Source organism: Tenacibaculum pacificus (assembly GCF_027941775.1).
Classification (GTDB): domain Bacteria; phylum Bacteroidota; class Bacteroidia; order Flavobacteriales; family Flavobacteriaceae; genus Polaribacter; species Polaribacter pacificus_A.
Genome location: NZ_CP115917.1, coordinates 2,176,486 through 2,190,070 on the forward strand (window position 1 = coordinate 2,176,486; position 13,585 = coordinate 2,190,070).

Genomic DNA, 13,585 nt, shown 5'->3' on the forward strand with positions numbered 1-13,585 from the left:
ACTTTTAATTAATATTTATTGTTTACTTTTTTTGATACACTTGATGCTTTAAAAAGTGAAATTTCTCCTTTTTTATCAACAATCATAAATCTTGGAATTGTTTTTAACTTTAAAAATTTCGCCAATTTTCCTTTTCCTTTTTTAGGAATATAATAATGTTGTCCTTTTACTTTGATGTTTTCAAGTCCTCTTTTCCAATCAAAATAAGAATGATCTACGGATAAAAAAACATATTTAAACGATGGATTTTCTTTCTGAAACTTAATTACATCTTTAAAACTACGCTGACTAAAAGGACAATACGTTGCAAAAACTTGTATAAGCTGTTGTTTCCCTTTATTGTTTTCAAAAATTTCTTTTAAGGTGATAGAATCTCTTGTTATGGTTACTAATTTTTCATCTAAAGCTTCGTTCGTAAACGATTTTGGTTGAAAAACAGCACAACTTTGTAATATTAAAAATACTATAAAACATAAAAAATATTTCATCTTAATTTAATTTAATTCGTGGATCTAACCAACTATAAACAACATCAACCAATATATTAATGCTGATAAATAAGGTTGCTACTACTAACACACTCCCCATTATTACAGGTAAATCGAGTGTATTTAATGAATTTACAATTTCTTTTCCTAATCCGTTCCAGTTAAAAATATACTCTACAAAAACCGCACCTGCTAACATAGAAGCAAACCATCCTGAAATTGCTGTTACCACAGGATTTAAAGAATTTTTTAACGCATGTTTTTTAATTACTTGATACATTGTTAATCCTTTTGCTTTTGCCGTTCTTATATAATCTTGATTTAAGGTTTCTAATAACGAATTACGCATTAACTGAATAACTACTGCTAACGGACGAACTCCTAATACTATTGCAGGTAATATTAAATTTTTCCACTGAATATGCATTCCTTCGCCAAAATCATCTACTTCATATAAACTACCTGTCATTTCTAAACTAGTATATTCATGAAGTATAAATCCGAAAAACCAAGCCGCCAAAATTGCCGAAAAGAAAGAAGGAACACTCATTCCTAAAGTACTAAGTACAGCTATAATTCTATCGAAAAAAGTATCTTTATATAATGCTGATAAAATTCCTAAAAAAATCCCTAGAAATAAAGCGATTACAATAGCAAAAACAGCTAAAACAGCGGTATTTGGTAATGTTTCTGATATTACTTCGGATACATTTTTACCGTTCTTCTGAAATGATTGTCGTAAATACGGGTATTTAATTACCAAATTAACAGCTCCAATTGATACTAATTTTTGCGATGTATATTTTTCATCGGATAAAAAAGTGTAATCATCAACATTATTACTGTGCAACGACAACGGAGAAACATCATTTAAATAATATAAATATTGTGTAAATATCGGTTTATCAAAACCATATTTTTTTCTGATATTTTGAAGCTGTTCCGTATCCTCTCGTTGATCTAACATCATCCTTGCAGGATCGCCAGGCAACACATTAAATAAAAAGAAGATAACCGTTACTACGCCAAACAAAGTTAAAAATCCGTAGAAAATTTTATTAATTACATATTGAAACATATCTAACAAAGATAATAGAAAGTGTTAAAAAAGCGTACTTTTGCTTAACTTTTACAATAACACATGACTACACAAGAATTAGTTAAGCAAATTAACAAAAAGAAATCGTTTTTATGCATCGGTTTAGATGTCGATTTAACTAAAATCCCTACACATTTATTAAAAGAGGAAGATCCTATTTTTGCCTTTAACAAAGCTATTATTGATGCTACACATCATTTATGCGTTGCCTACAAACCGAATACAGCTTTTTACGAAGCTTACGGAATAAAAGGTTGGAAATCTTTAGAAAAAACAATCAAATACATCAACGAAAAACATCCTGAAATTTTTACTATTGCAGATGCTAAACGTGGTGATATTGGTAATACCTCAACAATGTACGCCAAAGCTTTTTTTGAAGATTTAGCCTTTGATTCGGTTACAGTTGCGCCTTATATGGGAAAAGATTCTGTAGAACCTTTTTTAGCTTTTGAAGATAAACATACTATTATGTTGGCGTTAACATCTAACCAAGGTGCATTTGATTTTCAAACAAAAATGATAGATGGTAAAGAAGTTTACAAACAAGTTTTAGAAACGTCTACTACTTGGAAAAATTCAGAAAACTTAATGTACGTAGTAGGTGCTACCAAAGCGGAGTACTTTACAGAAATACGAAAAATTGTTCCTGATAGCTTTTTATTAGTGCCAGGTGTTGGCGCTCAGGGTGGTAATTTACAAGATGTTTGTAAATACGGAATGAACAAAAATGTTGGTTTACTGATTAATTCATCTCGTGGAATTATTTACGCTTCTAATAAATATGATTTTGCACAAGCTGCTGCCGAAAAAGCAAAAGATTTACAATTACAAATGCAAGATATTTTAAACTAAAAATATGCAATTCAAAGACCAATTAAATACTGTTTTTGAATTAAATAAAACTCCAAAAAGAATTATTTCTTTAGTCCCTAGTCAAACAGAACTATTAGTTGACTTAGGACTAGAGGAATTTCTTGTTGGTGTAACTAAATTTTGTGTGCATCCAAATTATTTAAGAAAAAACAAAACAGTTGTTGGTGGTACAAAAACCATTCATATTGATAAAATAAAAGCCTTAAATCCTGATATTATTCTTTGCAACAAAGAAGAAAACACCAAAGAAATTGTTGAAGCTTGTAAAAAAATTGCGCCAACTCATGTTTCTGAAATTTTTACTTTTGATGATTCTAAAAACCTTATAAATGAGTACGGAGAAATTTTCTCATGTAAAACAGTTGCAAATATTATAACAAAATCATTAGATGAAAAACTAAATAATTTTCAGCAATTTATTAAAAATTCAAGCCAGAAAAAAGTTGCTTATTTTATTTGGAAAGATCCTTGGATGGTTGCAGCAAACAATACTTTTATTAACCATCTTTTAGAATTAAATAATTTTAAAAATATTTATAGTAACAAAGAACGATATCCTGAAATTGATTTAAAAAATATAATTAAAGATGGAAATCCTGATGTAATTTTACTTTCATCTGAACCTTATCCCTTTAAAGAAAAACACATTATCGAAATAAAAAAACACTGTAATAATGCCAACATAATATTGGTTGATGGCGAACTATTTTCAATGGCATGGTAGCAGACTATTAAAATCTTTTGATTACTTTAAAAAACTACATACTAGGATTTGATAAATCTTCATCTAAATATCGTACTCTATTCAGTTTCTCTAATACTCTCATTGCTTTAAAAGCAGATCTATCGCTTTTACATTCGTCTTCATATTTATAATCATTGGCACGTTCTACTAATTTAGTATATCTTTTTTCTAGATATTCTCTATACTCTTGTAATTGATTAACTCTTGTCATGGTTACGTTGATTAGGTTAGTCATAAAAATACGTAAATATTTAATTATCAGCAAGATATATTTTTAATAAACCATAAAATAATTTAAAAAACACTAATTGATATCAAAAAAATATAATTGTACAAAAAAACACCTCATCGATTTTAAAAACCAATGAGATGTTATTATATTTTAATTCAATAATTTTTTTAGTACTTATCTTGCAAAGCAAATACCTTACGTAATAAATCGGTATTACGTAAACCTGATTTTTCACGAATTCCTTTTTCTTCCACAGCAATCATTGTAAAAACTCCTTTTAAAGCTTCACTAGTAACGTAGTCTGTTAAATCTGGATTCACTCTTTTTACAAAAGGAATACTATTATACTTACTTATTAAATTAGACCAAACTTTATCTGCTCCAACCTTTGAAAACGATTTTTTTATTACAGGATTAAACTGACTATATAACGCCGTATTTGTTTTTCCTTTTAAATAAGAAGTTGCAGCATTTTGCTCTCCTAATAAAATAGTTTTTGCATCATTAAAAGACATTCCTTTTACAGCATTTACAAAAATTGGAGTTGCAGTTTTAACAGCATCTTCAGCAGTTCTATTGATAGCTTTTAAACCTTCATCAGCTAATTTATTTAAACCTATTTTACGTAATCCTTTATCTACTGCTTTTAATTCTTCTGGTAATGCGATTTTAACCAATTCATTTCTATAAAAACCATCTTTAGCTGTTAATTTAGCTACTTGATTTTTAATTCCATTATCTAATGCTTGGCGTAAACCGTTTCCTATTTGTTGTTGCGATAAAACACCTGTTGTAGTTCCTTGTGGTAATTGATTTACTACTTTTTGTAATTCTGCACATCCTGTTAATAAAACTACACATGCTACTGCTGCTATAATTTTTTTCATCTTTGCTTGGTTTATATCTTTTAGATACATTTTGTTAGTAATTGTCACACTATTTAAAGCTATCTGTCTTTTTATCATATCCAAACGGACAATGTTTACAGCCACTTTTACAGCAATAACCTCTTCTTAAATGATAAGTTTCTTTAAAAACTCGATACCCTTGTTCATTTTCATAATACTCCTCAGGGGTTGCTTTTAAAATTGTATTTCTCATTGTACAAATATCATAAAAAAGATGCGTTAATTAGAATGTTTTATTTTCTTATTAACGCATCTTTTTATGAATATATTTATTTTACTGTTTTTTTCCGCTTTCAGGCGGATATTTAGCTATTATTTCTTTTACAAATTCTTTAATTCTAGCTTCCTTTCTTTCAACACTACTGATACTTAATCCTCCAGTTCCAACACCTTGCCAAACTAATTCTTTCTTTTCGGCATCTAATAAATCGATAAATAATGTTCCCTCAGTATATTGAGATACATTTACTCTATTCATGTTCATACCATAATAATATGGATAATAAAATCCGCCATACATATTATCATTTACATTAATTCGTTCTCTCGATTTTGTAAACAAGCTTACCAAAACATCTGGCGAAGTTGATTTTGTCATACCTTTTGCTATTAATTCTTGTTCAATAGCACGCAATATGCGTTTTTTATCTAAATCAGAAATAGCAGCTTTGTCAATTCCTTTTTTATAGAAAGCAAATGTTTTGTATTTATTAAAATCTACTTTAGTATCGTAATCTGTTACAACTCTGACAGAACTACACGAAGTAATTATTAAAGCGATAATTGGCAAAAAAAGTAATTTAGCTATTTTCATTTTCTTTGGATTTATAAGTTTTCGAATAACGCATCATCAACCAAATTAGGAACTGTAACTTGTAATTTTTTTTCTGATTTCATTGCTCTTTTAATAGCAAATACAGCTTCCTTATTTCTTGCCCAACTTCTTCTTGCTATTCCGTTATTTACATCCCAAAAAAGCATTGATTTTAAGCGTCTTGATGCATCTTTAGAACCATCAAGAAGCACGCCAAATCCTCCATTAATAACCTCTCCCCAGCCAACGCCACCTCCGTTATGAATAGAAACCCAAGTTGCTCCTCTAAAGCTATCGCCAATTACATTTTGAATTGCCATATCAGCCGTGTAACGAGAGCCATCGTAAATATTAGAAGTTTCACGATACGGAGAATCTGTACCAGAAACATCATGATGATCACGTCCTAACACAACATTTCCTATTTTACCTTTTTTAATAGCTTTATTAAACGCTTCGGCAATTTTTGTACGTCCTTCGGCATCGGCATATAAAATACGTGCTTGCGAACCGACTACTAATTTATTTTCTTGCGCTCCTTTAATCCACTGAATATTATCAGCCATTTGCTGTTGAATTTCCTTTGGAGAATTCTTTTTTATTTCTTCTAAAACTTCACAAGCAATTTTATCTGTTTTGGCTAAATCTTTTGGATTACCCGAAGCACAAACCCATCGAAAAGGACCAAAACCATAATCAAAACACATTGGTCCCATAATATCCTGTACATAACTTGGATATTTAAATTCTCTTCCAATAGTTGGTTTATCTGACATTACATCAGCCCCTGCTCTACTTGCTTCTAATAAAAAAGCATTTCCGTAATCAAAGAAATACGTTCCTTTTTCTGTGTGTTTATTAATTGCTTTTGCATGACGACGCAATGTTTCTTGTACTTTTTCTTTGAATAATTCAGGCTCGTTTGCCATCATTTCATTGGCATCATCAAAAGAAATATCAACAGGATAATAACCTCCCGCCCAAGGATTATGTAACGATGTTTGGTCAGAACCTAAATCGACATGAATATTTGCTGTATCAAATTTTTCCCAAACGTCTACAATATTTCCTAAATAAGCAATTGAAACTGTTTCTTCGTTTTCTTTTGCTGATTTTACTCGTGTCACTAATTCATCTAAATTGGTGATTTTTTCATCAATCCAACCTTGCGATAAACGTATTTCTGTAATCTTCGGATTTACCTCAGCACAAACCGTAATACAACCTGCAATACTTCCTGCTTTTGGTTGCGCTCCGCTCATTCCGCCTAAACCTGCTGTTAAAAATAAATTTCCTTTAGGTGATTTTTTAATTTTACGAAAAGCATTTAACACCGTAATTGTAGTTCCGTGTACAATTCCTTGCGGACCAATATACATATAACTACCAGCCGTCATTTGCCCATATTGTGTAACTCCTAATGCATTAAATTTTTCTAAATCATCGGGTTTTGAATAATTCGGAATCATCATTCCGTTAGTAACTACGACTCTTGGCGCATCTTTATGTGAAGGAAATAATCCCATCGGATGCCCAGAATACATCGTTAATGTTTGCGTATCCGTCATTTTAGACAAATACTGCATGGTTAATAAATACTGTGCCCAGTTAGAAAAAACACCGCCATTTCCACCATACGTAATTAATTCATGCGGATGTTGTGCCACGGCATAATCTAAATTATTTTGAATCATTAACATGATTGCTTTTGCCTGTGTACATTTCCCTGGATATTCATTAATATCTCTGGCATACATTTTATAAGTAGGACGAAAACGATACATATATATTCGACCATATTTTTCTAATTCTTCAGAAAATTCAGGTAATAAAATGGCATGATGTTTTTTATCAAAATATCGTAAGGCATTTCTTAATGCTAATTTTTTTTCTTCGGATGTTAAAATATCTTTACGTTTCGGAGCCCTATTTATTGACGAATCATAAACTGGAATTTCAGGTAATTCATTAGGAATACCTTGTTTGATTTGTTTTTTAAATGACATCATAATTTCTTTTTTTAACGAACTGTAAATTCTCTATTTTTAACCATGTTTATCAATGCATTAATATCATCTTTAAGCACACGATCTTCTTCTAACTTAGCTACTTTATTTCTGATAATTTTAAAATTTTCTTCTAGTATTGATGAAAATGTATTTGGTCTTCTAAAATCCATTGCTTGTGCTGCGTACATCAATTCAATGGCTAATATTTTATCAATATTTCCTAATATCTGATTGAATTTTCTTCCTGAAATACTTCCCATTGATACATGATCTTCTTGTCCTAATGAGGTTGGCACACTATCTGCCGAAGGCGGAAAACACAACGATTTATTTTCAGTAACCAAAGCCGCAGTAGTATATTGTGGAATCATAAAACCAGAATTTAAACCTCCTGCCGATGTTAATAATCTTGGTAAACCATGTTTTCCTTCTAACAATAAATAACAACGTCTATCGGCAATATTTCCTAATTCCGAAGCAGCTATTGACGTATAATCTAACGCCATTGCTAAAGGTTGTCCGTGAAAATTACCTCCAGAAATTGCTTCTGTTTCACTTAACACAATAGGGTTATCGGTTACCGAATTCATTTCTATTTCTGCCAATTCTTTTAAATGTGCATACGCATTTCTCGATGCTCCGTGTACCTGTGGCATACAACGTATTGAGTACGGGTCTTGCACTCTTGGAAAACTATTATCAGCTGCATTTTTAGAATTTTTCAACAACATTCTCATGCGTTTTGCTACTTTTAAGTTCCCTTTAAACGGACGAATTAAATGTAATTCTTCTTTAAATGGCGATACATTTCCTGAGTATCCTTCTAAAGTCATTGCTCCTGTAATATCGGCTAAATCTAGCACATATTTCATTTTATCTAATCCTAAAATGGCGTGTGCTAAAATAAATTGTGTTCCGTTAATTAAACCTAAACCTTCTTTTGCCATTAAAGTTAAAGGCTTTAAATTATGTTTTTTTAACACTTTTTTTGCTGAAACAATTTCTTCGGATTTCCAAAATTCTCCTTCGCCTAATAACGGTAAGAAAAGATGTGATAACGGTGCTAAATCTCCAGAAGCACCTACCGAACCTTGCTCAGGAACAACAGGTAATAAATCGTTTTCAATAAAATAGATAATACGTTCAATTAATTCTAAACGAACTCCTGAAAAACCTTGACAAAGTGCATGAACTTTACAAATCATCATCATTTTTGATAATTTTTTATCAATAGGATTTCCAACACCAACGGCATGCGTAATCAATAAATTCTCTTGTAATTTACTAGTTTCTTTTGGCGAAATTTGCACATCACACAAAGGACCAAAACCTGTATTGATTCCGTAAACAGCAGCATCAGAATTTGCCATTACTTCAACCATCCTTCTACATTCATTTATTTTGATTACCGCATCATTTGTAACTACAGCTTTTAAAGTTCCTTTTGAAATTTCAATTACTTTATTTACCGTTAATGTATCTATTCCGTACTTAAACATCGACTTCTATTTTATTTTAAACAAAGTTATTTCTATTTTTGATACCTAATAAGACTTAAAAAGTCATCAATTGATACTTATGAGTAATCAAATAGAATTGCGTCATATTCGTTATTTTTTAGCTGTTGCAGAAGATTTACACTTTCGAAAAGCAGCAGAACGCTTGTTTATTTCCCAACCAGGATTAAGCCGACAAATAAAACAAATGGAAACCGATTTAGAGGTGCAATTATTTGTTCGTAATAATCGAAAAGTAGCATTAACGGAAGCTGGAAATTATTTAAAAACAGAACTTACTCAAAAATTAAAAAATTTAACACACATTTTTGAACATGCTAAATTGCTACAAGAAGGTAAAAACGGGCATTTGAATTTTGGCTATGTCGGTTCTGCAATGCAAGAAATTATTCCTAATTTATTAATTGAATTTAAAAAAGAACATCCTAATGTGCAATTCGGATTAAAGGAAATGGATAATCAAAAACAAATTGATAGCCTACTTTCTAAAGATATTGATATTGGTTTTGTCAGATTAGATCGAGTACCCAGAGGACTTGCCATACAACCTATTTTAAAAGAACCATTTTGCTTAGTTTTACCGAAAAATCATCCTGTAAACAATGATAATTTTAAAGGATTATCAGCATTAAAAAATGAATCATTTATTCTTTTTGATCCTTCTTACAGCCCTTCTTATCAGTGAAAAAGTAATGCAAATTTTTGATGATGCTAAATTCGCTCCTATAATATCGCACAATACAATTCAATGCAGCTTCAATTTATAAACTAGTAGAAAATAATTTTGGTTTATCAATTGTTCCAAAATCACTTCAATACGGTTATGATATGGGCGTACAATTTATTGAACTAACTAATATTCCACAACGCACTACTTTATCTGTTGTTTGGGATAAAAATAATAGCAATCCTATTTTAAAATCGTTGCTATCTAAAACAATATCTTAACAGCTAACTTACAAAAACAACATATTTACTAAAATATAAATGAGTATTTTTACCCGTAAATCCCCTATAGATTTCTATGATTTTTATTTCAAAATTTCTCATTCCTAAAGGATTTGTTGGTTTAACCTTATATCCTTTTATCTTCCTAAAAAGAAAGGAGTTAAAAGAAAATTATGTTTTAATAAATCATTGAAAAAATTCATTTAAAACAACAATTAGAATTATTAGTTATTTTCTTTTATGTTTTTTATGGAGTTGAATGGCTTATAAAATGTTTTAAATATAAAAATGGATATTTAGCTTATAAAAACATAAGTTTTGAAAGAGAATCTTATAGTAACGAAGAAAACTTAACATATATTAAATCACGCAAATTTTGGAGTTTCATTAATTATTTATAATTGATAAAGGATTACCATATCTTTTAAGAAATTCGTAAATTGCTTAACCAATTTTATTTAAAATTTACGAATGGAACAAATAACACCATATAAACCAGTACACAAAGTACGAATTGTAACCGCGGCTTCATTATTTGATGGACACGATGCTGCCATAAATATTATGCGTCGAATTATTCAATCTACTGGGGTTGAAGTAATTCATTTGGGGTATGACAGAAGTGTTGAAGAAGTTGTAAACTGTGCAATTCAAGAAGATGCCAATGCTATTGCAATGACTTCTTATCAAGGTGGGCATACCGAATATTTTAAATATATGTTCGATTTATTGAAAGAAAAAGGTGCTGATCATATCAAAATATTTGGTGGTGGTGGCGGTGTAATTCTTCCTGAAGAGATTAAAGAATTAATGGATTATGGAATTACACGTATTTATGCTCCTGATGATGGGCGTGAATTAGGTTTGCAAGGAATGATTAACGATTTAGTGAAAACTGCTGATTTTGCCATTGGCGATGTTTTAAACGGAGAAATAAATAATTTATCAAAAAAAGAAATCGGAAGTATTGCTAGAATTATTTCTTCTGCAGAAAATTTTCCTGAAGTAGCAAAAGAAACGTTACGCACAATTCAATGAAAAAAATAAAAATTCGAAAACACCTGTTTTAGGAATTACAGGAACTGGTGGTTCTGGAAAATCATCTTTAGTTGATGAATTAGTTCGTCGTTTTTTAATTGATTTCCCTGAAAAAACAATCGGAATTATTTCTGTTGATCCTTCAAAAAGAAAAACTGGAGGTGCTTTATTAGGTGACCGTATTCGTATGAATGCCATCAATAACGACCGTGTTTATATGCGTTCGTTAGCTACTCGTCAATCTAATTTGGCATTATCAAAATATGTAAATGAAGCTATTGAAGTTTTAAAAGCTGCGGAATTTGATTTAATCATTTTAGAAACCTCTGGAATTGGGCAATCTGATACCGAAATTATAGAACATTCTGATACTTCATTATATGTAATGACTCCAGAATTTGGTGCTGCAACGCAATTAGAAAAAATCGATATGCTTGATTTTGCTGATTTAGTAGCTATCAATAAATTTGACAAACGTGGCGCTTTAGATGCCATTCGTGATGTCAAAAAACAATACATGCGCAACAATAATCTGTGGGATATTCACATGGATGATATGCCCGTTTTTGGAACAATTGCTTCTCAATTTAACGACCCTGGAATGAATACGCTATACAAACGTATTATGGATAAAATCGTTGAAAAAACTGGCGTTGATTTAAAGTCGAAAATGGAAATCACCAAAGAAATGTCTGAAAAAATCTTTGTAATTCCACCAAGAAGAGTTCGTTATTTATCTGAAATATCAGAAAGTAATAGAGCTTATGATAAAAAAGTAGATAGCCAAGTTATTGTTGCTCAAAAATTATATGGTATTCATCAAACCATTTTATCTATTCTTCCGAAGGAAATAAAAGAAGATTTTCTATCTAAAAATGGATTAGAACAAGATGAAATTTTAAAAGAAACTCCAAAGGATGAAATTGATTTTGCTAAATTATTAATAGCGCAATTTGATAAAGTAAAACTAAATCTTGATCCTCATAACTGGGAAGTAATTTTAAATTGGAAAACCAAAGTTCAAAAATATAAAGACCCTGTTTATAGCTTTAAAGTAAGAGATAAAGTTATTAATATTGATACACACAGTGAATCTTTATCGCATACACAAATTCCGAAAGTAGCTTTACCAAAATACCAAGCTTGGGGCGATTTATTACGTTGGAATTTACAAGAAAATGTTCCTGGTGAGTTTCCATATACCGCAGGATTATATCCATTTAAAAGAACGGGTGAAGACCCAACACGAATGTTTGCTGGTGAAGGAGGACCAGAACGTACCAACAGACGTTTTCATTATGTGAGTTTAGGAATGCCTGCAAAGCGTTTATCAACTGCTTTTGATAGTGTAACTTTATACGGAAATGATCCTGGTAGAAGACCCGATATTTACGGAAAAATAGGAAATGCAGGAGTTTCTATTTGTTGTTTAGATGATGCTAAAAAATTATTTTCTGGTTTCGAATTAACACACGCTTTAACTTCTGTAAGTTTAACAATTAATGGTCCTGCGCCGATGTTGTTAGGTTTTTTCAATGAATGCGGCAATCGATCAGAATTGTGAAAAATACATCAAAGAAAATAATTTAGAAAATTTAGTTGAAGTTAAATTCAATGAAATTTATGATTCAAAAGGTTTAGAAAGACCAACATATCAAGGAGATTTACCGCAAGGAAATGATGGTTTAGGATTGATGCTTTTAGGATTAACTGGTGATATGATTTTACCTTCGGATGTATATGCTGAAATCAAAAAAACAACATTAGCACAAGTTCGTGGTACAGTTCAAGCGGATATTTTAAAAGAAGATCAAGCTCAAAATACGTGTATATTTTCAACAGAATTTGCCTTGCGTTTAATGGGTGATGTGCAAGAATATTTTATAAAAGAACAGGTTCGTAATTTTTATTCTGTTTCAATTTCTGGATATCATATTGCCGAAGCTGGTGCAAATCCGATTACGCAATTGGCTTTAACTTTATCTAACGGATTTACTTATGTTGAATATTATTTATCTCGTGGAATGGACATTAATAAATTCGGACCTAATTTATCGTTCTTTTTCTCTAATGGAATTGACCCTGAATATTCTGTAATTGGTCGTGTTGCTCGTAAAATTTGGGCAAAAGCCGTGAAACATAAATACGGAGCAAACTCAAGAGCGCAAATGTTAAAATATCATATTCAAACCTCTGGACGCTCTTTACATGCTCAGGAAATTGATTTTAATGATATTCGTACAACCTTACAAGCTTTATATGCGATTAACGATAATTGTAATTCGCTACACACAAATGCTTATGACGAAGCAATTACAACGCCTACGGAAGAATCTGTACGTAGAGCGATGGCTATTCAATTAATTATCAATAAAGAATTAGGTTTAACTAAAAATGAAAATCCGATTCAAGGTGCTTTTATTATTGAAGAATTAACCGATTTAGTGGAAGAAGCTGTGTTAACTGAATTTGATAGAATTACAGAGCGTGGCGGTGTTTTAGGTGCTATGGAAACTATGTATCAACGTTCTAAAATACAAGAGGAAAGCCTGTATTACGAAACTTTAAAGCATAATGGAGAATTTCCTATTATCGGTGTAAATACTTTTTTAAGTTCGAAAGGCTCGCCAACGGTTCAACCTGCGGAAGTTATTCGTGCAACGGAGCAAGAAAAACAATTCCAAATTCAAACCAAAGAATTAGTAAACAAAGCAAATGACGGAAAAGTTCAAGAACAATTAGCAATTCTTCAAGAAGCCGCTGTTCAAAATGAAAATTTATTTGATAAATTAATGGAGGCGACAAAATTCTGTTCTTTAGGGCAGATTACCGAAGCTTTATTTAAAGTTGGTGGTCAGTATAGAAGAAATATGTAATTTTAAAATATTTGCAGATAATTTAAAAACCTCAC

At 30.8% G+C, this 13,585-nt stretch carries 11 protein-coding genes and 2 pseudogenes; 5 read left to right on the plus strand and 8 right to left on the minus strand.

What is annotated here, in order from left to right:
- Window positions 1–8 precede the first annotated feature (8 nt).
- Window positions 9–488, minus strand: coding sequence for a TlpA family protein disulfide reductase (locus PG913_RS09925; RefSeq protein WP_271230574.1), 480 nt, complete (start codon window positions 486–488; stop codon window positions 9–11).
- 1 nt (window position 489) lies between these two features.
- The gene (locus PG913_RS09930) at window positions 490–1,566 is read right to left on the minus strand and encodes an ABC transporter permease (protein ID WP_271230575.1); all 1,077 of its coding nucleotides are present in this window, start codon (window positions 1,564–1,566) and stop codon (window positions 490–492) included.
- 63 nt (window positions 1,567–1,629) lie between these two features.
- Between PG913_RS09930 and pyrF the strand changes: the two genes are divergently transcribed.
- Window positions 1,630–2,442, plus strand: coding sequence for an orotidine-5'-phosphate decarboxylase (gene pyrF, locus PG913_RS09935; RefSeq protein ID WP_271230576.1), 813 nt, complete (start codon window positions 1,630–1,632; stop codon window positions 2,440–2,442).
- Between the two features lie 4 nt (window positions 2,443–2,446).
- The gene (locus PG913_RS09940; RefSeq protein WP_333780751.1) at window positions 2,447–3,187 is read left to right on the plus strand and encodes an ABC transporter substrate-binding protein; all 741 of its coding nucleotides are present in this window, start codon (window positions 2,447–2,449) and stop codon (window positions 3,185–3,187) included.
- A gap of 34 nt (window positions 3,188–3,221) precedes the next feature.
- On the opposite strand, the gene PG913_RS09945 is transcribed toward PG913_RS09940, so the two are convergent.
- The 6 genes from PG913_RS09945 to hutH form a co-directional block, all read right to left on the minus strand.
- Window positions 3,222–3,443, minus strand: coding sequence for a hypothetical protein (locus PG913_RS09945; protein ID WP_271230577.1), 222 nt, complete (start codon window positions 3,441–3,443; stop codon window positions 3,222–3,224).
- 164 nt (window positions 3,444–3,607) lie between these two features.
- Window positions 3,608–4,327, minus strand: coding sequence for a DUF4197 domain-containing protein (locus tag PG913_RS09950; RefSeq protein WP_271230578.1), 720 nt, complete (start codon window positions 4,325–4,327; stop codon window positions 3,608–3,610).
- Between the two features lie 49 nt (window positions 4,328–4,376).
- Window positions 4,377–4,541 carry a DUF5522 domain-containing protein gene (locus PG913_RS09955; protein ID WP_271230579.1) on the minus strand — a complete coding sequence of 55 codons (165 nt, stop codon included), beginning with the start codon at window positions 4,539–4,541 and terminating at the stop codon, window positions 4,377–4,379.
- An 81-nt stretch (window positions 4,542–4,622) separates the two neighbouring features.
- Complete coding sequence (locus PG913_RS09960; protein ID WP_271230580.1) at window positions 4,623–5,162, minus strand: DUF4136 domain-containing protein; 540 nt, start codon at window positions 5,160–5,162, stop codon at window positions 4,623–4,625.
- A gap of 11 nt (window positions 5,163–5,173) precedes the next feature.
- Window positions 5,174–7,168 carry a urocanate hydratase gene (locus tag PG913_RS09965; protein WP_271232161.1) on the minus strand — a complete coding sequence of 665 codons (1,995 nt, stop codon included), beginning with the start codon at window positions 7,166–7,168 and terminating at the stop codon, window positions 5,174–5,176.
- Window positions 7,169–7,182: 14 nt separating this feature from the next.
- Entirely contained in the window at window positions 7,183–8,670 is a 1,488-nt protein-coding gene (gene hutH, locus PG913_RS09970; protein ID WP_271230581.1) for a histidine ammonia-lyase, read from the minus strand.
- A gap of 79 nt (window positions 8,671–8,749) precedes the next feature.
- Between hutH and PG913_RS09975 the strand changes: the two genes are divergently transcribed.
- From PG913_RS09975 to PG913_RS09985, 3 genes and pseudogenes are all read left to right on the plus strand, one after another.
- Complete coding sequence (locus PG913_RS09975) at window positions 8,750–9,373, plus strand: LysR family transcriptional regulator (protein ID WP_333780752.1); 624 nt, start codon at window positions 8,750–8,752, stop codon at window positions 9,371–9,373.
- A gap of 339 nt (window positions 9,374–9,712) precedes the next feature.
- Window positions 9,713–10,037: pseudogene (locus tag PG913_RS09980) on the plus strand (hypothetical protein).
- A gap of 70 nt (window positions 10,038–10,107) precedes the next feature.
- Window positions 10,108–13,550, plus strand: a pseudogene (locus PG913_RS09985) (methylmalonyl-CoA mutase family protein).
- Window positions 13,551–13,585 lie beyond the last annotated feature (35 nt).

Bases quoted from the DNA above. Each gene is read 5' to 3' on its own strand.
- PG913_RS09945 (WP_271230577.1), bottom strand. From the start codon at position 3,443: ATGACTAACCTAATCAACGTAACCATGACAAGAGTTAATCAATTACAA.
- PG913_RS09960 (WP_271230580.1), bottom strand. From the start codon at position 5,162: ATGAAAATAGCTAAATTACTTTTTTTGCCAATTATCGCTTTAATAATT.
- PG913_RS09955 (WP_271230579.1), bottom strand. From the start codon at position 4,541: ATGAGAAATACAATTTTAAAAGCAACCCCTGAGGAGTATTATGAAAAT.
- PG913_RS09965 (WP_271232161.1), bottom strand. From the start codon at position 7,168: ATGTCATTTAAAAAACAAATCAAACAAGGTATTCCTAATGAATTACCT.
- PG913_RS09975 (WP_333780752.1), top strand. From the start codon at position 8,750: ATGAGTAATCAAATAGAATTGCGTCATATTCGTTATTTTTTAGCTGTT.
- hutH (WP_271230581.1), bottom strand. From the start codon at position 8,670: ATGTTTAAGTACGGAATAGATACATTAACGGTAAATAAAGTAATTGAA.
- PG913_RS09950 (WP_271230578.1), bottom strand. From the start codon at position 4,327: ATGAAAAAAATTATAGCAGCAGTAGCATGTGTAGTTTTATTAACAGGA.
- PG913_RS09940 (WP_333780751.1), top strand. From the start codon at position 2,447: ATGCAATTCAAAGACCAATTAAATACTGTTTTTGAATTAAATAAAACT.
- pyrF (WP_271230576.1), top strand. From the start codon at position 1,630: ATGACTACACAAGAATTAGTTAAGCAAATTAACAAAAAGAAATCGTTT.
- PG913_RS09930 (WP_271230575.1), bottom strand. From the start codon at position 1,566: ATGTTTCAATATGTAATTAATAAAATTTTCTACGGATTTTTAACTTTG.
- PG913_RS09925 (WP_271230574.1), bottom strand. From the start codon at position 488: ATGAAATATTTTTTATGTTTTATAGTATTTTTAATATTACAAAGTTGT.